This window comes from Streptomyces maremycinicus (genome assembly GCF_001184025.1).
GTDB lineage: Bacteria > Actinomycetota > Actinomycetes > Streptomycetales > Streptomycetaceae > Streptomyces > Streptomyces maremycinicus.
Map to the genome: position 1 here is coordinate 338,081 of NZ_BBYG01000010.1, position 21,341 is coordinate 359,421.

Here is a 21,341-nt window from a genome sequence, read left to right on the forward strand (position 1 = left end):
GGGTGATCAGGGAAGCGGCAGCGCGATGACGGTGACAGAGGACGGCTCGACGGCGGTCACGGAGGAGGTCGTGGACGAGGTCGTGTACGGCCCCGGCATCGACCCGGAGCGGCTCGCCGTCTGCCTCGCCGTGCTGGACGAACTCGACAAGCTGGACGTCGACCACCCCGACGCGATCGCCGTGCGCCGGGCCACCGCGGGTGTCTACCGCACCGTGAAGCAGCGCCGCCGCCAGGACCGCCGGGCCGCCAAGACCGCCCACGACAAGGCGGTCACCGAGGCCACCGCGACCGGCTCCGCCCAGCGCATCGACGACGAGACCGAGGGCATCCTGCCGTCGTCGGTCACCGAGGAGGGCCGGATCGCCGGGATACTCCAGCGCCCGCGCTCCTGCTACACCTGCAAGACCCGGTACGTCGAGGTCGACTACTTCTACCACCAGCTCTGCCCGAGCTGTGCGGCCGAGAACCGCGCCCGCCGCGACGCCCGCGCCGACCTCACCGGCAAGCGCGCGCTGCTCACCGGTGGCCGCGCCAAGATCGGCATGTACATCGCGCTGCGGCTGCTGCGGGACGGTGCCCACACCACGATCACGACGCGCTTCCCCAAGGACGCCATCCGCCGCTTCAAGGCCATGGACGACTCGGGCGACTGGATGCACCGCCTGGAGGTCGTCGGCATCGACCTGCGCGACCCGGCGCAGGCCGTGGCTCTCGCCGACCGGGTCGCCGAGGCGGGTCCGCTGGACATCCTCGTCAACAACGCGACGCAGACCGTACGCCGGCTGCCCTCCGCCTACGCCGCCCTGGTGGGCGGCGAGAGCGCCCCGCTGCCCGCCGGTGAGCTGCCCGCCCACCACGTGATCGGCGCCTTCAACTCCGGCGCGGTGGACGGCCTCGCCGCGCTGCCGCCGGGCACCAGCGGCCTGGACGCGCAGCAGGTCGCCGACCTCGCCCTGGTCGCGGGCAACGCCAGCGTCGCCCGCCACCTCGACGGCACCGCCATCGACGCGGGCGGTCTGGTCCCCGACGTCGTCGACTCCAACACCTGGGTGCAGACCATCGAGCAGATCTCCCCGGTGGAGCTCCTCGAGACCCAGCTGTGCAACTACACGGCGCCGTTCATCCTGATCAGCAAGCTCCGTCCGGCCATGGCCGACGCGGCCCGCAAGGCGGCGAGCGGGCGCGCGTACGTCGTCAACGTCTCGGCGATGGAGGGCGTATTCGGCCGCGGCTACAAGGGCGCCGGCCACCCCAACACCAACGCCGCCAAGGCCGCGATGAACATGGTGACGCGCACCAGCGGCCAGGAGATGTTCCAGACCGACGGCATCCTCATGACCTCGGTCGACACCGGCTGGATCACCGACGAGCGCCCGCACTACGACAAGCTGCGCCTCGCCGAGGAGGGCTTCCACGCCCCGCTCGACCTGGTCGACGGCGCGGCCCGGGTCTACGACCCGATCGTGCGCGGCGAGCAGGGCGAGGATCTGTACGGCGTCTTCCTGAAGGACTACGCGCCCGGCAAGTGGTAGGCCGGTCGGCGCCGCCGGCCCGGGCGGGCCGCGGGGAGCTGATCGCGCCGTTCCCCGCGCCCCTCAGGGCGTGACGCGGGCCCGGCTCACCCGTGTGCCGCCGTCCACCAGCAGGTCCGCGCCGGTGATCCACCGCGCCTCGTCGGAGCACAGCCAGAGCACCGCCCGGGCCACGTCCGCCGGTTCGCCGATCCGGCCCAGCGGCAGGGCGGCCGCCACCTCCGCTTCTCCCGGCTCCCAGACGAACCGCGCCATCTCGGTGCGCACCAGGCCCGGGGAGACGGAGTTCACCCGTACCCCCGGGCCCAGTTCGCCCGCGAGCTGCCGGGTGAGATGGAGCAGGGCCGCCTTGCTGGTGCCGTAGGCGCCGACGCCGGGTCCGACATGTCCCGCGCCCTCGGTGCACACGTTGACGACCACCCCGCCGTGCTCACGCATCCAGCCCCGCCACGCGCACTGCGCCAGCCGCAGCGGAGCCTCGACGTTCACCGTGAACGCCTCCCGCCAGGCGCCGGGGTCGGCGTCCATGAGCGGCCCGTAGGGCTGGTTGGTCGCCGCGTTGTTGACCAGCACGTCCAGCCGTCCGAACGTCTCCAGGCAGAGCTGCGTCAGCCGCCGGGCATGCGCGGGGTCCCCGACGTCGCCGGCCAGCCCGACGCCGTCCAGTTCCGCGGCCGTGCGGCGCACCCGGTCGGGGTCCCGCGCGCTGACGCACACCCGTGCCCCGGCGTCGGCGAGACCCCGGGCCACGGCCCGGCCGATCCCGCGCGTGGCCCCCGTGACGACGGCGGCCCTGCCCCGCAATCCGTACGACGACGTCATCGGCGTACGGTCTCATGACGGGCCGTCAGTCGACAGCCCCGAGGCGGGAGTTCCGTGCCGCGACCAGTTCCAGCACCGTGCGCCAGTCCTCCAGCACACCGGCGTCGAATCCGGCCGCCCGGCCGTCCTCGTCGGCCTGGCGCAGGCTGAGCAGGTCGTCGTCGGTGGTGGGCTCGCGCCAGGGATGCAGCTGGACGAGGCGGGCGACCCGGTTGCCGAGCAGGGGCCGTACGGCGTCGGCGGCCCGCTCCGGCCGGCCGGGGGCGTCGATGGGGCACAGCAGGTGACCGATGGGGTGGACGAGCCCGGTGAGCTGGAGCTCCTTGTCGGCGGGGCGGCCGCGGCGCAGCAGGGCCGCCGTCCGGAGCGCGTGGTCGTGCAGGTCGACGCCCGGCGCGCCGCGGTCCGGGGTGTCCCGCACGCCCCGGCAGGCGTACAGCAGGTCCATCAGCTCCTCGACGCCGCGCAGCTCCATGCGTCAGTCCTTCCGCGAGACCGCCGTTGCCGGACGCCAGCAGACCATGGCCTGCTTGCGGCCGGACGAACGGCACTTGAACTGCGCGACGAACTCCTGGACGAATGCGCAGCCTCCCTGGCCCGCCACGCCCAGCAATATCCCCCGGACGGGTGAACCCAGAAGGTGTATCAGAGTGGAAAAGGGTTGAATTCACCTGCGGTGACATACGGGTGACTTGCCATGGTTACCCCAAATTTTCAGCCCTATCGAGCGGCCATCCGCTCATTTGGTTAATGTGTAGCGGACGGACAGCAGTACGGAGTGCCACCCACACCCACGGTCCGTCATGGGACAGGCCGCTTCACAACGGCCAGCCCTCCAAGAAGTTGCCGGCGCCACCGCGTCCTCGACCGACTTGAGCCAGCCCCGAGGGAGCGTCAGGCGCCGGACCGCAGACTGGCCGGCACGCCCCGAGGGTGACCCGACACATAAGGAGTGCGCGGTGACACCGGAGAAGACGAATCGCGAGCAACGCCCCAAGGAACGCCCGGAGCGGGCCGGCCGCCGGCCCGGCGAGATCGGCAGCCTCGACGTGTGGGCCCGCTCCGCCCCCATCCGCCTGGCGGGCTACGAGGAGGACCTCGCCGAGCCCCACATCCTGCCCAGCGTGGACTGACCCGCTCGCGGTCGCCCGGCCTGGGGGTGCGCTCCGCACGCCCATGCCGGGCCCGACCTTCCGCTCAGTCGAGCGGAGCCGTCCGTCGCCACGGACGCAGACCCTCCAACTGCTCCGCCAGCCGCAGCAGTACACCCTCCCGCCCCGGCAGGCTCACCAGCTGGACCGCCGTGGGCGCACCGGACGGCAGCGTGCCGAACGGGACCGCCATGGCGGGCCAGCCGGTCAGGTTCCACGGCGGCGTCAGCGGCGAGTAGTTCGTGTTCACCAGGACGTTGCGCAGCCAGCCCCGCTCGTGCCACGGCACCGACTTCGGTGACCGCCTCGCCAGCGCCGGCGTGAGCAGCACGTCGTACTCCGCGAAGAACGGCTCGAGGCGCCGGCGCAGCGAGTCCCGCGCCGAACCGCCGCTCACCCCGGACAGGAAGCGCCGGCCGACCGCCGCGTGCACCCGGGTGCGCCGGGTCAGCAGCCGTGGGTCGAGGCCCGCGGCGTCCACGGCCGTGCCCGCCGTCCAGTGCGCGAGCGAGGTGACGCCCAACGACAGCGGATACGGCGGCTCGGCCCGTTCGACATGGTGCCCCGCCCGGACCAGCACCCCGGCCGCGTCCCGCGCGGCGCCCGTGTACGGCCCGCTCACCGTGACCCCGGCCAGCGGGCTGCGCACGGAGACGCCGATCCTCAGCGCCCCGGGCTCCCCGGCCGCCGCGATCTCGGTGTCCGCCAGGACCGTCAGCATCAGCCGGGCGTCCTCGACGGTCGTCGCCAGTGGACCGTTCTCCGACATCCCGAACCAGTCGCCCTCGCCGATCCCGGCCGGCACCACCCCGTGGCCCGGCTTGATGGTGACCAGACCGCAGTTGGCCGCCGGGATGCGCAGCGAGCCCATGCCGTCGTTGCCGAGGGCGATCGGCACCAGGCCCGCGGCGACCGCGGCCGCGCTGCCGCCCGACGAGCCGCCCGCCGTGCGCGAGATGTCCCACGGGTTCCGGGCGGTGCCGTGCACGCCCTCAGTGGTGCCGAAGACGCACAGTTCCGGCACGTTGGTCAGGCCCACGACCACCGCGCCGGCCGCCCGCAGCCGGGCCACCGTGACATGGTCGGCCTCGGCCGGGGTGTCCGGTGTCGCGGCCGACCCGACCCGGGTCGACTCGCCCCGCACGCCGAGGTTGTCCTTGACCGCCACCGGCACCCCGGCCAGCGGCAGTTCCGCCAGATCGCCCCGGGAGCCCAGCTCGTCGGCCTCCGCCAGGGCCGCCCGGGCGCGCACCGTGCGGAACGCGCCGATCCGGCCGTCCAGGCGCTCGATCCGCGCGAGATGCTCCGCCACCACCTCGCGCGGCGTGACCTCCTTGGCGCGTACGGCGGCGGCGATCTCGACTGCGGTCCGGCCGACCCAGCTGGTCACAGGCAGCTCCCTCGGTGGTGTGCGTGCACTACTGGCGAGTACGTAGGAGAACTCTGCCCCGCCGGAACCCCCGCGTCGAGAGGCGGTCCTGGCTCGGGGAGCCCCGCGTGGCTCAGTGCTCCGGGGGTGGCTCGGGCGCCCGGCGTGGCTCAGTGCTCCGAAGGGTGGCTCGGGCGCCCGCCGTGGCTCAGGGGCCCACCTGTCCCCGGAGCCACTCCTCCACCTCGCCGACGTGGGCGGCCGCCGCCGACCGGGCGGCCTCCGGGTCGCGGGCGGCCAGCGCGCGGTGGATCGCGGCGTGTTCGCGGCGGGTCCGGGCGAAGGCGCCCTCCTCCTGGTAGCCGCGCCGGACCCGGGCCCGGAAGGTGCGGGAGGACAGGCCCTCCAGGATCGCCGCCATCGTCTCGTTGCCCGCGGCCCGCGCGATCACCCGGTGGAACTCCAGATCGTGCGCGAGGATCTCCTCCGGGTCGTCCGTCGCGTTCATCGCCGCCAGATGACCTTCCACGGCGGCCAGCTCCTCCGGCGTGATACGGGCGGCGGCCAGCGCGGTGGCCGTCGACTCCAGGATCCGCCGCACCTGGAGCAGTTCGACCAGCCGCGGACCCCGGGACAGGTCGGCCACCACCCCGAACGTCTCCAGCAGGTCCCCGGCGTTCAGCGCGGTGACGTAGATGCCGGAACCGTGCCGGGCCTCCAGTACCCCCAGCACCGTGAGCGCCCGGATCGCCTCGCGTATCGAGCTGCGGGAGATGCCCAGCTCGGCCGCGAGATCGCGCTCGGTCGGCAGCCGCTGGCCGGGCTCCAGCGAACCGTCCGTGATCATCGCCTTGATCCGTTCGATGGCGCGTTGCGTCACCGTGCCCTTCGGGGCGGCGGTCCCGTCCCGCGGGATGTCCTCCACGTGGCCTCTCCTGTCGCCGGTGCGCCGAGGTCCTCGTCGACGTGAGCCCGAGATGGTCTGGAGGTGGTCGGACCACTTGGGCGAGTAACCCTCGAAAAGCTACCCGGGGGGTGTTGTGGAGCGGAAGTGGTCTGATAAATATTCGGCACGTATCCCGCCGGCGACTTCCGGGCCGCCGACCTCGATCCGGAAGGAGAAGGCGGCGTGAGCGACTTCGAAGGGCTGACGGCCCTGGTGACGGGGGGCGGCTCCGGCATCGGCCGGGCCGCGGCCGAGCTCCTTGCCGAGCGCGGCGCCCGGGTCGCGGTACTGGACCTGGACCCCTCGGGCGTGGACCGGCCCCTTCTCGGATACCGCGCCGACGTCACCGACGACGCCTCCGTGCGTACGGCGGTCGCGGCCGCCGTCGCCGACCTCGGCGGGCTGGACATCCTGGTCAACAACGCGGGCGTCGGCGCGCAGGGCACGGTCGAGGACAACGACGACGCCGCATGGCACAGCGTCTTCGACGTCAACGTCGTCGGCATGGTCCGTACGGCCCGCGCCGCGCTGCCCCAGCTGAGGCGTTCCGCGCACGCGGCGATCGTCAACACCTGCTCCATCGCCGCCACCGCCGGCCTGCCGCAGCGCGCGCTCTACAGCGCGACCAAGGGCGCGGTGTACTCGCTCACCCTGGCCATGGCCGCCGACCACGTACGCGAGGGCATCCGCGTCAACTGCGTGAACCCCGGTACCGCGGACACCCCGTGGGTCGGCCGGCTGCTCGACGCGGCCGACGACCCGGTCGCCGAGCGCGCAGCCCTGGAGGCCCGTCAGCCCACCGGCCGGCTGGTCGGCGCCGACGAGGTCGCGGGCGCCATCGCCTACCTGGCGAGCCCCCTGTCCGGCGCCACCACCGGCACCTCGCTCGCCGTCGACGGCGGGATGCAGGGCCTGCGGCTTCGGCCGGCGGGCCGGTGAACACGCTCGGGCGCGGCGGAGTCCCGGTCAGTCCGCTCGCCTTCGGCGCCGCCGCCATCGGCAACCTGTTCACCGAGGTCGGCGAGGAGCAGGCGCACGAGGCGGTGGCCGCCGCCTGGCAGCAGGGCATCCGTTACTTCGACACGGCGCCGCACTACGGTCTCGGTCTCTCCGAACGCCGTCTCGGCGCGGCCCTGCGCGAGTACCCCCGGTCGCGGTACACGGTCTCGACCAAGGTCGGCCGCCGTCTGGAGGCCACGGACCGGGGCGGCGACGACCTGGCCGACGGCTTCGCCGTCCCCGCCACGCACCGCCGCGTATGGGACTTCAGCGCCGACGGTGTCCGGCGCACGCTGGAGGCCAGCCTGGAACGGCTCGGCCTCGACCGGGTGGACGTCGTCTACCTCCACGATCCCGACGACCACGCCGAACAGGCCTTCCGCGAGGGCTACCCGGCACTGGAGGAACTGCGTGCGCAGGGCGTCGTCGGGGCGATCGGCGCCGGGATGAACCAGGCGGAGATGCTCACGCGCTTCGTCCGGGACACGGATGTCGACGTGGTCCTGTGCGCGGGCCGGTACACGCTGCTCGACCAGCGGGCCGGGGCCGGGCTGCTGCCCGCGGCCGTCGAACGGGGGGTGTCGGTGGTCGTCGGCGGCGCCTTCAACTCCGGTCTGCTGGCCGACCCCCGGCCCGGCGCCACCTTCGACTACGCGCGGGCGCCCGCCGGACCGCTGGACCGTGCCCTGCGGATGAAGGGGATCGCCGACCGGCACGGCATCACCCTGCGCGCCGCCGCCCTGGCGTTCAGCGCCGCCCACCCGGCCGTTGTCAGCGTCCTGGTCGGCGCCCGCTCGGCCGCCGAGGTGCGGGACTGCGCCGAACAGTTCGCGGTTCCCGTCCCCGCCGCCTTCTGGCAGGAGCTGCGGGACACGGGCCTGCTTCCCCCGCAGGAGCCGTCATGAGGGTCGCCCTGCACACCAGGGTCCGCGCCGACCGGATCGCCGCGTACGAGGCCGCGCACCAGGAGGCGCCGGGGGAGCTGACGGACGCCATCCGCGCCGCCGGTGCCTCCTCCTGGAGGATCGGGCGGTGGGGGTCCCCCCGCGCGAGCGGAGCCGAGGATGGGGGAGGAACCGATCTGTTCCACGTCCTGGAGTGCGAGGACCACGCACGGCTCCTCGCCGAGCTGGAGAGGCTTCCCGTCAACGTGGTGTGGCAGGCACGGATGGCCGAGCTGCTCGACGTGGTGCACGACTGCTCCGACGAGGGCGCGGACGCCGGTCTGCCCGTCGTCCGGGAGCTGCCGTGACCGTCGACGCGCACCACCACGTCTGGGACCTGTCGGTACGGGACCAGGACTGGATCGCCGAAGGCAGCCCGCTGCGGCGGGACTTCACCGTCGAGGACCTGGCCCCGCAGGCCCGCGCGGCCGGAGTCGACCGTACGGTCCTCGTCCAGACGGTCACCGTGGCGCAGGAGACCCCGGAGTTCCTCGCCCTCGCGGAGGCGCACGAACTGATCGCGGGTGTCGTCGGCTGGACCGACCTCACCCGCCCGGACGTCGCCGACGAACTGGCCCGGCTGCGGGAGCTTCCCGGCGGCCGGTACCTCAAGGGCATCCGTCACCAGGTCCAGGGCGAACCGGACCCGCGCTGGCTGCTGCGGGCGGACGTGCGGCGCGGGCTCACCGCCCTCGCCGACGCCGGACTCGTCCACGACCTGGTGGTGCTGCCCCAGCAGCTTCCGGCCTGTGCCGAGGCGGCCGCCGCCCTGCCCGGACTCACCTTCGTCCTCGACCACCTGGGCAAGCCGCCGATCGCCTCCGCCGCGCTGGAACCGTGGGCGTCCCGGGTGCGGGCCCTCGCGGCGCTGCCCAACACGGTCTGCAAGCTCTCCGGCATGGTCACCGAGGCCGACCCCGCGTCCTGGACCGCCGACGACCTGCGCCCGTACTCGGACACGGTGCTCGAGGCCTTCGGCCCGGACCGGCTGATGTTCGGCTCGGACTGGCCGGTGTGCACACCCACCGCCTCCTACGGTGAAGTCCTGGACATCGCACGGCGGTTGACCGACCCGTCCACGCACACCGAGATCTTCGGCACCACCGCCGTGCGGGTCTACGGCCTCTGAGCCGTCCCCGCCAGCCGGGTCGGCGGCAGATACTCCCGCACGTAGGTCCGATGCCAGTACGCGCCCGTCTCCCGCAGCTCCCGCCAGGTGGTGCAGCGGTAGCGGAAGAGGCGGGCGCGGATGTGGCGCGGGGGCTCGTCGGGCGGGAACGGGGAGCGGCGCAGCAGCTTCAGCGTGTCGCGGTCGTTCTCCAGCAGCCGTTCCACCAGGGCGGCGAACCACGTCCCGGCGTAGGCGGGGGAGAGCGCCGCGAACCACATCATCCAGTCCAGGCGCAGGTGGTACGGGGCGAACTGGCGCGGCCAGTGCCGGGGATCGCCGGGCTTGCCCCGGAACTCGTACTCCCGCCAGTCGGAGCCCTCGCGCGGCACGTCGTCGAGCGTGCCCTCGATGACCACCTCGTAGCGGATCCGGCTCACGCTGCCGAACGCGCCGTAGGTGTTGACCAGATGCAGCGGATCGAAGGAGCGGTTCATCACCTGGCGGCGGGAGAGCATGTTGACCACCGGGCGGTAGCCGAGGAACAGCAGCAGCGCGGCCGCGGCGAGCACCACGACCTCGTACCAGAGCGGTGTGGCGGGCGCCGCCCGCCGGCCGGCGGGCAGTTCGAGCGCGGACACGGCCAGGACGACGGTGATCCAGTTCAGCCAGGCGAAGTTGCCCGACAGCACCAGCCACAGCTGGGTCGCGATCATCAGACAGGCGGCCGCCGTCGCGATCGGTTGCGGGGCGAACAGCAGGAACGGCACGACGAGTTGGGTGACGTGGTTGGCGGCCGCCTCGACGCGGTGCAGCGGTTTCGGCAGATGGTGGAAGAACCAGCTCAGCGGGCCGGGCATCGGCTGCGTCTCGTGGTGGTGATAGAGACACGTCAGCTTCCGCCAGCAGGCGTCGCCCCGCATCTTGATCAGACCCGCGCCGAACTCGACCCGGAACAGGATCCAGCGCATCAGGAAGAGCACCAGGACCGGCGGGGCCACCTCGTCGTTGCCGAGGAACACCGCGAGGAAGCCGGTCTCCAGCAGCAGGGACTCCCAGCCGAATCCGTACCAGGTCTGACCCACGTTGACGATCGACAGATACAGCGCCCACGGCACCAGCCACAGGGCCATCGCCGCTCCCAGGGGCAGCAGACCGTCCAGACCGGCGAGCAGCGCCGCCGAGACCGCGCAGCCGGTCCAGGCGCAGCCCGCGAACAGGCGGTCGGAGTAACGCAGATGGAACAGGCTCGGCGCCCGCCGGAAGGGCACTCGCTCGACGAAGCGGGGTACCGGCAGCATGCCGCGCTCGCCCAGCAGCGCCCGGAACTGCAAGGCGGCCGTCAGGAACGCGACCAGGTAGACGCCGGCCAGGGCCCGCTGGAAGACCAGGCGGCTCAGCCAGTACTCGGGTGCGGTGAACCACTCCACGGCCGTGTGCTCCTTGTCTCCGGTCGGGTCCCGTCACCGTGCGTGGTCGCGTGCTCCGGTTGCGTGACCCTGTCGGGTCAAGCAGACAATAGTGGTCGAATCACCTCCGGGTGAGACCGAGACGATGCGGGAGAACGTGGTGCGACTACCCATAGCCACCCTCCTCTCCACCTGCGCGCTCTCGGCGGCGCTCCTCGTCGCCGGACGCGGTGGGGCGGGGGAGAAGATCACGATGCCGGACGCGGAGAGCGTCGTCCCGGCGGCCGAGGGACGCGTTGTCTCCGGCGACCCCTTCACCGGCCTCTTCGCCGACGCGTCCGCGGCCGACCCGGACGCCGCCCCCTCCTCCGCGGGTGCGGGCTCCGACTCCGACCCCGGTTCCGACTCGGGCTCCGACGCCGGTCCCGGCGGGGTGTTCGGCCCGGACGAGGGCCTCGGCTCCGACGAGGGCCCGGGATCCGACCTCGACCGGGGTGTCGATCCCCAGGAGATCGGCCCCGAGACCGTCCCGGAGATCCCCGACCTGCCCGACGGCGGCGGGCTGATCCCCGACGGGCCCGACGAGTCCGAGGCGCAGGACCCGTCCGGCAGCATCTTCGGCAGCCCCCTCGACGTCCGTCCGGGCTGACGGTGGCCCCCGGGCCCGCGCTCCCCGGTCGAGGAATCGGGCAAATCCTGGCATGGTGGCCCCATGGTTGATCGGGGAGCGAGCGCCCTGTCCCTCCCGGACGACTGGCCCGCCCACCCGGATCCGATCCTGGCGCTCAACCGCATGGGCAGCTTCGACTGGGACCTGGACTCGGGGCAGTTCCACATGGACGCCCGGGCCCACGAGATCTTCGACCTGCGACCCGACGAATACGACGGCGACCCCGTGACCCTCGCCGTCCGGGTCCCGCCGGCCGAGGGCATCCGCCTGGACGGGCTGGTGGCCCAGGCCATCAAGGACGGCAGCGAGAACTACGGCGCCTACTTCCGCATGCGGCTCCGCGACGGCACCCTGCGCTGGACGCACACCCAGGGCTACATCCGGCGCGACCGGACCGGACGGCCGCGCCGCATCGTCGGCATCGTGCGGGACGCGACCGACGAACTCAGCGATCTCGCCTCCCGCCGCGAGGAGGCCGCCCTGGACGACGCGCGCCGCGAACAGACCAACGTCGTCCAGCTCACCACGGCGGCCCTGGCGCACGCCCGCACCGTGCACGACGTCATCGACGTCCTCAAGGACACCCACGGCCTCACCCACCTCGGCGCGACCAGTCTCGTCATGGGGCTGGTCGAGGCCGGCCGCATCCGGCTGATCGCCGAGGGGCCGGAGGGCAGCTTCGTGCCCGGCACGCTGGTCACCCGCATCGACGAGCCGTACCCGATGAGCGAGGTCGTGCGCACCCTCACCCCGCGCTTCATCGAGTCGCCGGAGGAGTTCGCCGGCGACTACCCCATCCTGTGGCCGCACCTCACCGACCTGAGGATCACCGCGGCGGCCTATCTGCCGCTCATCGTGCAGGCCCGCCCGATCGGCGCGATGGGGCTGCTCTACAGCGACCGGCAGGGCTTCACCCAGGAGGACCGCAACATCCTCGTCGCCCTCGGCAGCAGCATCGCGCAGAGCCTCCAGCGCGCCATGTTCTACGAGCAGGAGAAGGACATCGCGCAGGGCCTCCAGCAGGCCATGCTGCCGCGCACCATCCCCAGCGTGCCCGGCGCCGACGTCGCCGTCCGCTACCGCGCCGCCACCATCGGCGGCTCCCTGGGCCGGGACATCGGCGGCGACTGGTACGACCTGATCCCGTTGCCCGGCGGCCGCGTGGGCGCCGTCATCGGCGACGTCCAGGGCCACGACACGCACGCCGCCGCCGTCATGGGCCAGCTGCGCATCGTCCTGAAGGCCTACGCGGCCGAGGGCCACACCCCGGCCACCGTGATGGCCCGCGCCTCGGTCTTCCTGCACGAGCTCGACACCGACCGCTTCGCCACCTGCCTGTACGCGGAGGCCGACCTCTCCACCGGCGTCGTCCAGGTGGTCCGCGCCGGGCACATCGACCCCCTGCTGCGCGATCCCGACGGGACCTGCCGGCGGGTCCCGGTGCCCGGCGGGCTGCCGCTCGGTCTGTCCGCCGAGTTCGGCAGCCTCGAGTACCCGGTCGGCACCCTGGAGCTGGACCCCGGCCACACGCTGCTGCTGTGCACCGACGGACTGGTCGAGCAGCCCGGCGCGGATCTCGACGACGGCATGCGGGCCCTCACCGACCTGATCGCCGCGGGCCCCGAGGACGTCCGGAAACTGGCCGACCAGCTCATCGAGGTCGCCGAGGAACGCGGCGGGGACGACGACGTGGCGCTGCTCCTGCTGCGCCGGCGCGACCCCGACAGCCCCCAGGCCGGGAACCGTCTCCAGCAGCATGTGGCTCCCGGCGACCCGGATGACCTCAGCGAGGCCCGGCACATGATCCGCGCGGCCGTCCGCGCCTGGGGCGCCCGGGAGCGCTCCGACGAGGTCGAACTGGTCGCCGACGAACTGATCACCAACGCGCTCATGCACACCGAGGGCGCGGCGATCGTCACCCTGCGGGTGCTGACCGGCACCGACCAGCGGCTGCGGGTGGAGGTGGAGGACTCCTCCAGTGCCCTGCCGCGCCGCCGTGAGGCGGGCGAGTCGGGGGTCTCCGGACGGGGTCTGCTGCTGGTGGACCTGCTCACCGACGTGTGGGGAGTGGAGGCGCGGGGCGGCGGCAAATGTGTGTGGTGCGAGTTCGTGGTGCCGGAGCGGACCTGAGGACCCGGGTTGCGGATGGCACCCTGGACGTATGCCGGAACTCCCCGAGGTCGAAGCGCTCAAGGACTTCCTGACCGAGAATCTCGTCGGCCACGAGATCGTCCGTGTGCTGCCCGTCGCGATCAGTGTGCTGAAGACGTACGACCCGCCCGTCACCGCCCTCGAGGGCCGGGAGGTGACCGCCGTGCACCGGCACGGCAAGTTCCTCGACCTGGCGACCGGTGACGGCCCGCACCTCGTCACGCATCTCGCCCGTGCGGGCTGGCTGCACTGGAGGGACAGGCTCCCGGACGGTCCGCCCCGGCCCGGCAAGGGGCCGCTGGCCCTGCGGGTCGCCCTGGAGACGGGGGAGGGCTTCGACCTGACGGAGGCCGGCACCCAGAAGCGGCTCGCGGTGTACGTCGTCCCCGACCCGCGGCAGGTACCCGGCGTCGCCCGGCTCGGCCCCGACCCGCTCGCCGCCGAGTTCGACGAGGCCCGCTTCGCCGCGCTCCTCGCCGGTGAGCGGCGGCAGCTGAAGGGCGCCCTGCGCGACCAGAGCCTGATCGCGGGCGTCGGCAACGCCTACAGCGACGAGATCCTGCACGTGGCGAGGATGTCCCCGTTCAAGCTGGCGGCCGGCCTGACGCCGGAGGAGACCCACACCCTCTACGAGGCCCTGCGCGCCACGCTGACGGAGGCGGTCGAGCGCTCGCGGGGCCTGGCCGCGGGACGTCTGAAGGCCGAGAAGAAGAGCGGCCTGCGCGTCCACGGCCGCACCGGCGAACCCTGCCCGGTCTGCGGCGACACCATCAGGGAGGTCTCCTTCAGCGACTCCTCGCTCCAGTACTGCCCGACCTGCCAGACCGGCGGCAGGCCCCTGGCGGACCGGAGGATGTCCAGACTGCTGAAGTAGTCCCGGGTCACCCCCGTGTCGTGTCCGGGACCCCGTTACCCTGACATCGGTCGGAGTGACCTGAACTCACTCCGGCGGGGCGTCAGTGGGTGTCGAGCGTCACCAGGTGCTCGCCGGCGGACGTGCGCAGCTCGTAGCGGACGATCTCGTCAGGGTGCCAGGCCGCGGCGCCCTGCATGGTGTTGGGGCGGGCGTCGTGCCGGGGGACGTTCCAGCTGGTGACCGTCTGCTCGGAGCCGTCGAGGCCGACGGCGATCAGGCGGCAGGAGCGGGGGCCCGCCCCGTCCTTGACCTCGAGCTCCACGTGGCTGCCCCACGCCTCGTTCTCCGTGGTGACCCGTGCCCACACCCCGGACTTCTCGTCCGTCGCGGTGAGCCGTACGGCGCTCTCGCCCTCGGCGGCGGCGCCGCCCGCCAGCAACGCGATCACGGGGCCCGCCAGGGCGACCACCACCGAGGCGGCCAGGGCGTACAGCACCCGTCGGCGCACGGCCCGGTGCCGGGTGGCGACCTCGGCGAGCAGCCGGTCCAGCAGCTGCGGGCCGGGCCCGGCGAAGGGGTGCACGGCGCGCGGGGTGGCGCGCCGGTAGAGCATCATCTGCCGTGTGGTGGGGCCGAACTCGGTGACCTGCGCCGCACACTGAGGACACTCCATGAGGTGGTCCTCGAAGCGGAAGGCTTCCGCTTCGTCCAGCACGCCGAGCGCGTACGCGCCGACGTCGCGATGCCTTTCCAGGGACCTCATGCCGAAACCTCGTGCCTTTGAGTGCCAGTGGGGTTACTCCTTGCTCCCACCGGTACGCACCCGACCGGCGAATCACTCAAGCCACGTACCGAATCGTGACCCAGATGTTCGGAGCGGACCGGCCCGCGGATTGGTGTGAATCTAAAAAAGATGAATCGCGAGGTGGCCGAGGGGCAGGCCGAGCTGCCAGGCGGGTGTCCAGACCTTGGGTCCGTCGTCCTCGCCGACCACCGGCGCACCGCCGGGAACCGCGTTGAGATCGGGAGCGAGCAGCTCCGTCTCCTCCAGCCAGCGCCAGGCCGCGGCCGCCAGGTCGAGATCGGGAGCAGGTGCCTGCGACTTGACCGCCTCGGCCTTCAGTTGAGACATACGTACGCCGACCCAGTCCTGCCACGGCTGGTCGTACGCCGTGAGCGAAAGCCAGGTCTCGAGCTGAGTGACGACCCGGATGCCGGGGAGCTCGCCGTCGGTGTCGGACAGGAAGATGGTGAGCGCCAGGGCGTCGCGCCCGGCGCGGAACTCGAAGGACGTCGGCGGCATCAGATCGCCGGTCCGCAGCAGTTCGTCGGCGATGTACTCGGCGTACAACCAGGCCATGGGGACGGTCAGTTCACCGCCGCCGGTGCCGTCCGTGCTCTGGTGACCTCTGTGCAGCATCCCTTCCTGCCTTCCTCCGGTGCTTTCGCTCGCCCGTTTGCCGGGACGCTGGGGACCCGGTCACCGGGCCCCGTCCGGAACACGGATAAGGACACCCGATTACTCCAAGGGGGTCCTCGGCAAGGCGCTTTACGGAGGCTTGACCCAGTCGTGGGTTTCAGTGCAGGTCGGCCGCGTATCCCGGAAGCACCCGGCGCAGGGCGCGCAGCGCGTAGTACGCGCGGGACTTCACGGTACCGGGCGGAATTCCGAGGGTCGCGGCGGCCTCCGCCACACTGGCCCCCTGGAAATACACCAGCACCAGAACTTCACGGTGCTCCGGCGTGAGTGTCTTCACAGCCTCGCGCACATCGAGGGTGGCGGCCGCCCGCTCGGCGTGGTCCGCGCAGACGGGCGCGTTCTCCAGTACCGCGTCCCCGACCTCGGCGGGCCGCGCCTGCCGGGCCCGGCGCGCGTCGATCGCGAGCCGCCGGCCGACGGTGAGCAGCCAGGGCCGGACGGAGTCGAAGGTGTCGGCGCGCAGGGCCTCGGGATGCTGCCAGGCGCGGACCAGTGTCTCCTGGACGAGGTCCTCGGCGCGCTGCCGGTCGCCGTCGCACAGCCTCAGCAGCAGCGCGAAGAGCGGCCGGCCGTGCTCGCGCTGGAGTGCGGCGAGCTCGTGCTCGGCGGTCGTCGTCCGGGCGTTGAGGGTGGTTCCGGCGGTCATGGGCGTATGGCACCGCAGTGCGCCGGTTCGGGACAGGGCACGCACACGGATCTGCGGCGGACGGTCGATCGCGTCGACGAACGGTTCGACGAACGGTCCGGGCTACGCCGATCGCGGGCATCGCCGTCGGCCGGAGGGAGTGCCGGGGCGGGCGGCCGCCTCTCATGGATTAGTACTGATACATGGGTAAATATGACAATTCAGGGGAAGTGGGGTGACCCGGTGATCGCCCGCAGACACCAGGTGGCCCTGGTCCTGACGGCCGTCCTCGCCTCGGCCGCCGCCTGCCAGGCCCGCGAGCACGGCCCGGCCGAGCGGCCCGGCCGCCCGGCACCGGCCGCCGCCCGCGGCTTCACGCTCGTCGCCTCCGGCGACATCCTCCCGCACACCACCGTCATCGAACGGGCCGGCTTCGACGCCGGAGGCGCCGGCCACGACTTCCGCCCGATGCTCGCGGGCGTCAAACCCGTCGTCTCCCGCGCCGATCTGGCGCTGTGTCACATGGAGACCGTGTACGGCGAGAACGGCGTCTACACCGGCTACCCGGACTTCAAGTCCCCGCCCGAGATCGCCACGGCGCTCGCCGCCACCGGCTACGACGGCTGCTCCACCGCCTCCAACCACAGCCTCGACGACGGCGCCGCCGGAGTGCGGCGCACCCTCGACGCGCTCGACGGCGCCGGCGTTCGGCACGCGGGCACCGCCCGCTCCGAGGCGGAGGGCAACTCCGTCACCCTGCTGCGCGCCGGCCCGGCGAAGGTCGCCCACCTCGCCTACACCTACGACACCAACGGCCACCCCGTCCCGCCGGGGCAGCCCTGGACCGTCAACCTCCTCGACGAGAACCGGATCCTCGCCGACGCCAAGGCCGCCCGGAAGGCGGGCGCCGACGTGGTCGTCGTCTCCGTGCACTGGGGCACCGAATGGCAGGACGCCCCGGACGACCGTCAGCTCACCCTCGCCCGCACCCTCACCGCCTCCCGCACCGGCGGCCGCCCCGACATCGATCTGATCCTCGGGACCCACGCGCACGTCCCCCAGGCCTACGAGAAGGTGAACGGCACCTGGGTCGTCTACGGCATGGGCGACCAGATCGCGGGCGAGATGTTCAACCACCAGGGCGTGCGGGACCCGCGCGGCAACCAGTCCACCGTCGCCCGCTTCACCTTCGCGCCGCCCGCCAGGGCCGGAGGCCGCTGGGAGGTGCGCAGGGCCGAGTTCGTACCGCAGCTGTTCGACATCGACGCCGGCCGGGTGGTGGACCTCGACGAGGCCCTCGCGGCGGGCGCGGACGTCGAGGGGGTGCGCGACCGGATCAGGGCCGTCGTCCTCGGCCGGGGCGCGGCGAAGGACGGGCTGGTGATGGGCAGGTGAGCCGGATGTAGAGGCGCACGGGGTGGCCGGGGGCTACGGCACGACCGTCACCGGCCACCGCCCCGCCTTCACCAGCCGCACCGCCACGGACCCCACGATCCGGTGACCGGCCGATTCGGAGGCTCCCACCACCACCGCGTCGGCCTTCAGCTGGTCCGCCGCCTTCGCCAGGCCGCCGTAGGGGTCGCCGTGGAAGGTGTGGAACTCCCAGCGCACGTCGAATATCCCCCGGGTGCGCTCGGTGGCCTCCCGGATCTGCGCCACCAGGTCCTGGGCGATCTCGTCGGTGGTCTCCGCGACCGGCACCCCGAGCGCCGCGCCCGCCGCCAGGAGCGGCTGCACGTACACCACGGCGAGCAGCGCGTGCTGCCGACGGGCCAGTCCGCCGGCGTACGCCGCGGCCCGTAGGGAGGAGTCGGAGCCGTCGACCCCGACCAGGATGACCTTGGGTCCGTCCGTGCCCCGCTCGAACTGGTGCCCGGGCTGCTGCGAGTGCTGTTCCGTCACGGGCCAGAGGCTATCGGAAGCCGCAGGTCCGGCCGGTGCGCGGGCCGCTCGACGGGCGGTAAGGGCCGGGTGTTCCTAGAGTCGGAGCATGAGCGCCACCGTGCGGACCGCCACGGCCGAGAAGACTCCGGCCCGGTCACGGCGGCCCGCCGGCCGTCTGCTCGCCCGGGTGCCCGAAGGCTTCGCGGCCTTCTTCGGCGCCCTCGGCCTGCTCTGCGTCCTGCTGGCGCTGATCCCGCCGCTGCGCCGCCTGCTGCGCCCCGTCGTGCGCTTCCTGGACCTGCTGATCGTCCCGGTCAGCGCCAACCTCGCCTACGCCGTCTTCCTCTTCCTGCTGGCCGCCGCCACCGCCGCCCGCAAGAAGGTCGCCTGGTGGCTGGTCGTCGTCTACCTGGGCCTGCTCGTCCTCACCGACGCCCTCGGCGTGGCCGTCGGCCTGTACGCGCAGTCCGTCCCGTCCCTCGTGGTGTGCGCGCTCGCGCTGGCCCTCCTGGTCGTCGCCCGCGGGCAGTTCTACGCCGCCTCCCGCCGCGCCGCGGTCCGGCGGGCGCTCGCCGTGCTGCTCGTCGGGCTGGTCCTGGCCGTCCTCGTCGGCTGGGGCCTGGTGGAGCTGTTCCCGGGCACGCTGCCGCCGAGTCAGCGTCCGGGCTGGGCCGCCAACCGGGTCCTCGGCGGTCTGGTCTCCGCCGGCTCCTTCGACGGCCGCCCGCCCCGCTTCCTCTTCTTCCTGCTCGGCCTCTTCGGCGCCCTCGCCCTGCTGAACGCCGCGGCCACCCTCTTCCGCTCCCAGCGGATGGAGGCGGCCCTGCACGGCGACGAGGAATCCCGAATCCGTGCCCTGCTGGGGGCCTACGGAGACCAGGACTCCCTCGGCTACTTCGCCACCCGGCGCGACAAGGCCGTCGTCTTCTCACCCAGCGGCAAGGCCGCCGTCACCTACCGCGTGGAAGCCGGTGTCTGCCTCGCCGGCGGCGACCCCGTCGGCGACCGCGAGGCCTGGCCGCACGCCATCGCCGCCTGGCTGGACGCCGCCCGCCTGCACGCCTGGGCACCCGCGGTGATGGGCGCCTCCGAGGACGGCGCGAAGGCCTTCGCCCGCGCCGGACTCGGCGCCCTCCAGCTCGGTGACGAGGCGATCCTGCCGGTCGCCTCCTTCGACCTCGGCGGCCGCGAGATGCGGGTCACCCGGCAGGCCGTGAACCGGGTGCGCCGCACCGGCGCCACCTGCCGGGTCCGCCGCCACCGCACCCTCACCGAACAGGAGATGGAGGAGGTCGTCGGCCGCGCCGACGCCTGGCGCGACACCGAGACCGAACGCGGCTTCTCCATGGCCCTGGACCGCCTCGGCGACCCCGCCGACGGCGACTGCCTCCTCGTGGAGGCGCTGGACGACCACGGCCGCCTCCTCGCCCTGCTCTCCTTCGTCCCCTGGGGCCGGGACGGCATCTCCCTGGACCTCATGCGCCGCGACCGCTCCGCCCCCAACGGCGTCATGGAGTTCATGGTCGCCGACCTGTGCGCCGCCGCCCCGAAGCTCGGCGTGCGCCGGATCTCCCTCAACTTCGCCGTCTTCCGCTCGGCCTTCGAGGAGGGCGCCCGCATCGGCGCCGGACCGGTCCTGCGGCTGTGGCGCCGGCTGCTGCTGTTCTTCTCCAAGTGGTGGCAGCTGGAGGCGCTCTACCGCTCCAACGCCAAGTACCACCCCGAGTGGTACCCCCGCTTCCTGTGCTACGCCGACGCCGGCTCCCTCGCCCGGGTGGGCCTCGCCTCCGGGATCGCCGAGGGCTTCGTCTCCGTGCCCTCGCTGCGCAAGCTGTGGGGCAACCGGAACGCGAAGGGCGGGCCGCGCCCCGCCACCACCGAGGGCCTGCCGCCCCTGGCGGCGCTCGGCCTCGACGGAGGGGACGAGGCCGGGGACGGCGGCCCGGACGCGGGCCTGCCCGAGCAGGTCCGCGTCCGGCACCGCACGCTCGACCGGCTGCGCGCCGAGGGCGTCGACCCCTACCCGGTGGGCGTCCCCCCGCGCACCCACGCCCTCGCCCGGATCCGTCCGGGGGAGACGGTCACCGTCGCCGGCCGGATCATGCGGGTTCGCGACTTCGGCGGCATCGTCTTCGTGACCCTGCGCGACTGGTCGGGCGACCACCAACTCGCCCTCACCCGCGAAACCCTCGGCACCTTCCGGTCCGACACCGATCTCGGCGACCACATCGTCGTCACGGGCACGGCCGGGACGAGCGACAAGGGCGAGCCCACCGTCTTCGTCACCTCCTGGCAGCTCACCGCCAAGTGCCTGCGCCCCCTGCCCGACAAACGCCACGGCCTCACCGACCCCGAGGCCAAGGTCCGCATGCGCTACCTCGACCTGGTCGCGAGCCCCGCCGCCCGCGATGTCGTCCGGGCCCGCTCGCACGCCGTGCAGGCGCTGCGCCAGGGGCTGTTGGAGCGCGGCTACCTCGAGGTCGAGACCCCGATGCTCCAGCGGATCCACGGCGGCGCCAACGCCCGCCCCTTCACCACCCACATCAACGCCTACGACCTCGACCTCTATCTGCGCATCGCCCCCGAGCTGTACCTCAAGCGGCTGTGCGTCGGCGGCCTGGAGAAGGTCTTCGAGATGGGCCGCACCTTCCGCAACGAGGGCGTCTCGTACAAGCACAACCCCGAGTTCACCATGCTGGAGGCCTACCAGGCGTACGCCGACTACGACGTGATGCTCGACCTGGTCCGCGAGCTGATCCAGGGCGCCGCCACGGCCGCCTTCGGCTCGCCGGTCGCCCGCAAGGACGGACGGGAGTACGACATCTCGGGGGAGTGGCCCGTCCGCACGGTGCACGGCGCGATCTCCGAGGCGCTCGGCGAGCCGGTCGACGCCGGCACCCCGCTGGCCGTCCTGCTCCGGCACTGCGACCGGGCGGGGGTCCCGTACACACCGGACGACGGCCCGGGCGACGTCGTCCTGGAGATGTACGAACGCCTGGTCGAGGAGAGGACCCAACTCCCCACCTTCTACAAGGACTTCCCCACCGACGTCTCCCCGCTCACCCGGCAGCACCGCACCGACCCGCGGCTCGCCGAGCGCTGGGACCTCGTCGCCTTCGGCACCGAACTGGGCACCGCCTACTCCGAGTTGACCGACCCCGTGGAACAGCGCCGCCGGCTCACCGAACAGTCCCTGCTCGCCGCCGGCGGAGACCCCGAGGCGATGGAACTCGACGAGGACTTCCTCGACGCCCTGGAGTACGCGATGCCCCCAACCGGCGGCCTCGGCATCGGCGTCGACCGCCTGGTCATGTTCCTGACCGGCCGCACGATCCGCGAGACCCTGCCGTTCCCGCTGGTACGACACCGCTGACCCGGGCCCCTTCGGCCGTC

At 73.1% G+C, this 21,341-nt stretch carries 21 protein-coding genes; 11 read left to right on the forward strand and 10 right to left on the reverse strand.

The annotated features are described in order from the left end of the window. Window positions 1-25: 25 nt before the first annotated feature. Window positions 26-1,534, forward strand: coding sequence for an SDR family NAD(P)-dependent oxidoreductase (locus AOQ37_RS09070; RefSeq protein ID WP_062643038.1), 1,509 nt, complete (start codon window positions 26-28; stop codon window positions 1,532-1,534). A gap of 63 nt (window positions 1,535-1,597) precedes the next feature. Here the strand turns inward: AOQ37_RS09070 and AOQ37_RS09075 are convergent, their stop codons facing one another. From AOQ37_RS09075 to AOQ37_RS41785, 3 genes are read right to left on the reverse strand one after another with little or no spacing between them, the layout of a single operon-like run. Continuing rightward, window positions 1,598-2,356 (reverse strand): SDR family oxidoreductase, encoded by a 759-nt coding sequence (locus tag AOQ37_RS09075; RefSeq protein WP_062643040.1) that lies wholly within the window; start codon window positions 2,354-2,356, stop codon window positions 1,598-1,600. 25 nt (window positions 2,357-2,381) lie between these two features. Next, a complete protein-coding gene (locus AOQ37_RS09080; RefSeq protein ID WP_062643042.1) occupies window positions 2,382-2,831 on the reverse strand; it encodes an inositol oxygenase family protein in 450 nt (149 codons plus the stop codon). A gap of 3 nt (window positions 2,832-2,834) precedes the next feature. Beyond that, window positions 2,835-2,960 carry a hypothetical protein gene (locus tag AOQ37_RS41785; protein ID WP_267888006.1) on the reverse strand — a complete coding sequence of 42 codons (126 nt, stop codon included), beginning with the start codon at window positions 2,958-2,960 and terminating at the stop codon, window positions 2,835-2,837. Between the two features lie 355 nt (window positions 2,961-3,315). On the opposite strand from AOQ37_RS41785, the gene AOQ37_RS39710 reads away from it, so the two are divergent. After that, window positions 3,316-3,489 (forward strand): hypothetical protein, encoded by a 174-nt coding sequence (locus AOQ37_RS39710; protein WP_020127513.1) that lies wholly within the window; start codon window positions 3,316-3,318, stop codon window positions 3,487-3,489. Window positions 3,490-3,553: 64 nt separating this feature from the next. Here AOQ37_RS39710 and AOQ37_RS09085 read toward each other — a convergent pair whose 3' ends face one another. Further along, entirely contained in the window at window positions 3,554-4,897 is a 1,344-nt protein-coding gene (locus AOQ37_RS09085) for an amidase (protein ID WP_062643044.1), read from the reverse strand. 187 nt (window positions 4,898-5,084) lie between these two features. Further along, window positions 5,085-5,801 carry a FadR/GntR family transcriptional regulator gene (locus AOQ37_RS09090; RefSeq protein WP_199824965.1) on the reverse strand — a complete coding sequence of 239 codons (717 nt, stop codon included), beginning with the start codon at window positions 5,799-5,801 and terminating at the stop codon, window positions 5,085-5,087. 204 nt (window positions 5,802-6,005) lie between these two features. Between AOQ37_RS09090 and AOQ37_RS09095 the strand changes: the two genes are divergently transcribed. From AOQ37_RS09095 to AOQ37_RS09110, 4 genes are read left to right on the forward strand one after another with little or no spacing between them, the layout of a single operon-like run. Continuing rightward, on the forward strand, window positions 6,006-6,761 hold the full coding sequence (locus AOQ37_RS09095; protein WP_062643046.1) for an SDR family NAD(P)-dependent oxidoreductase: 756 nt from the start codon (window positions 6,006-6,008) through the stop codon (window positions 6,759-6,761). Then, complete coding sequence (locus AOQ37_RS09100) at window positions 6,758-7,726, forward strand: aldo/keto reductase (RefSeq protein WP_062643048.1); 969 nt, start codon at window positions 6,758-6,760, stop codon at window positions 7,724-7,726. Before AOQ37_RS09095 ends, AOQ37_RS09100 begins: the two co-directional genes overlap by 4 nt. Next, on the forward strand, window positions 7,723-8,073 hold the full coding sequence (locus tag AOQ37_RS09105) for an L-rhamnose mutarotase (protein ID WP_062643049.1): 351 nt from the start codon (window positions 7,723-7,725) through the stop codon (window positions 8,071-8,073). Before AOQ37_RS09100 ends, AOQ37_RS09105 begins: the two co-directional genes overlap by 4 nt. Then, complete coding sequence (locus tag AOQ37_RS09110; protein WP_062643051.1) at window positions 8,070-8,894, forward strand: amidohydrolase family protein; 825 nt, start codon at window positions 8,070-8,072, stop codon at window positions 8,892-8,894. Before AOQ37_RS09105 ends, AOQ37_RS09110 begins: the two co-directional genes overlap by 4 nt. Here AOQ37_RS09110 and AOQ37_RS09115 read toward each other — a convergent pair. Then, window positions 8,882-10,303, reverse strand: coding sequence for a lipase maturation factor family protein (locus AOQ37_RS09115; RefSeq protein WP_062643053.1), 1,422 nt, complete (start codon window positions 10,301-10,303; stop codon window positions 8,882-8,884). The two genes, AOQ37_RS09110 and AOQ37_RS09115, sit on opposite strands and share 13 nt — an antisense overlap. 139 nt (window positions 10,304-10,442) lie before the next feature. Between AOQ37_RS09115 and AOQ37_RS09120 the strand changes: the two genes are divergently transcribed. The 3 genes from AOQ37_RS09120 to AOQ37_RS09130 all read left to right on the forward strand — a co-directional run bounded on the left by AOQ37_RS09120 (window position 10,443) and on the right by AOQ37_RS09130 (window position 13,977). Next, the gene (locus AOQ37_RS09120) at window positions 10,443-10,931 is read left to right on the forward strand and encodes a hypothetical protein (RefSeq protein WP_159401325.1); all 489 of its coding nucleotides are present in this window, start codon (window positions 10,443-10,445) and stop codon (window positions 10,929-10,931) included. 63 nt (window positions 10,932-10,994) lie between these two features. Continuing rightward, a complete protein-coding gene (locus AOQ37_RS09125; protein ID WP_062643057.1) occupies window positions 10,995-13,082 on the forward strand; it encodes a SpoIIE family protein phosphatase in 2,088 nt (695 codons plus the stop codon). Window positions 13,083-13,113: 31 nt separating this feature from the next. Next, window positions 13,114-13,977 carry an Fpg/Nei family DNA glycosylase gene (locus AOQ37_RS09130; protein WP_062643059.1) on the forward strand — a complete coding sequence of 288 codons (864 nt, stop codon included), beginning with the start codon at window positions 13,114-13,116 and terminating at the stop codon, window positions 13,975-13,977. Between the two features lie 82 nt (window positions 13,978-14,059). Here the strand turns inward: AOQ37_RS09130 and AOQ37_RS09135 are convergent, their stop codons facing one another. The 3 genes from AOQ37_RS09135 to AOQ37_RS09145 all read right to left on the reverse strand — a co-directional run bounded on the left by AOQ37_RS09135 (window position 14,060) and on the right by AOQ37_RS09145 (window position 16,085). Then, window positions 14,060-14,722, reverse strand: coding sequence for a zf-HC2 domain-containing protein (locus AOQ37_RS09135; protein ID WP_062643061.1), 663 nt, complete (start codon window positions 14,720-14,722; stop codon window positions 14,060-14,062). A gap of 141 nt (window positions 14,723-14,863) precedes the next feature. Further along, entirely contained in the window at window positions 14,864-15,379 is a 516-nt protein-coding gene (locus tag AOQ37_RS09140; protein WP_062643063.1) for a hypothetical protein, read from the reverse strand. 157 nt (window positions 15,380-15,536) lie between these two features. After that, window positions 15,537-16,085, reverse strand: coding sequence for a sigma-70 family RNA polymerase sigma factor (locus AOQ37_RS09145; protein ID WP_062643065.1), 549 nt, complete (start codon window positions 16,083-16,085; stop codon window positions 15,537-15,539). 222 nt (window positions 16,086-16,307) lie between these two features. On the opposite strand from AOQ37_RS09145, the gene AOQ37_RS09150 reads away from it, so the two are divergent. Next, window positions 16,308-17,459, forward strand: coding sequence for a CapA family protein (locus AOQ37_RS09150; protein WP_062643067.1), 1,152 nt, complete (start codon window positions 16,308-16,310; stop codon window positions 17,457-17,459). Window positions 17,460-17,492: 33 nt separating this feature from the next. Here AOQ37_RS09150 and AOQ37_RS09155 read toward each other — a convergent pair whose 3' ends face one another. Further along, the gene (locus tag AOQ37_RS09155) at window positions 17,493-17,966 is read right to left on the reverse strand and encodes a universal stress protein (RefSeq protein ID WP_062643069.1); all 474 of its coding nucleotides are present in this window, start codon (window positions 17,964-17,966) and stop codon (window positions 17,493-17,495) included. A gap of 88 nt (window positions 17,967-18,054) precedes the next feature. Between AOQ37_RS09155 and lysX the strand changes: the two genes are divergently transcribed. After that, window positions 18,055-21,321 (forward strand): bifunctional lysylphosphatidylglycerol synthetase/lysine--tRNA ligase LysX, encoded by a 3,267-nt coding sequence (lysX, locus tag AOQ37_RS09160; RefSeq protein ID WP_062643072.1) that lies wholly within the window; start codon window positions 18,055-18,057, stop codon window positions 21,319-21,321. The last annotated feature ends 20 nt before the right edge of the window (window positions 21,322-21,341 follow it).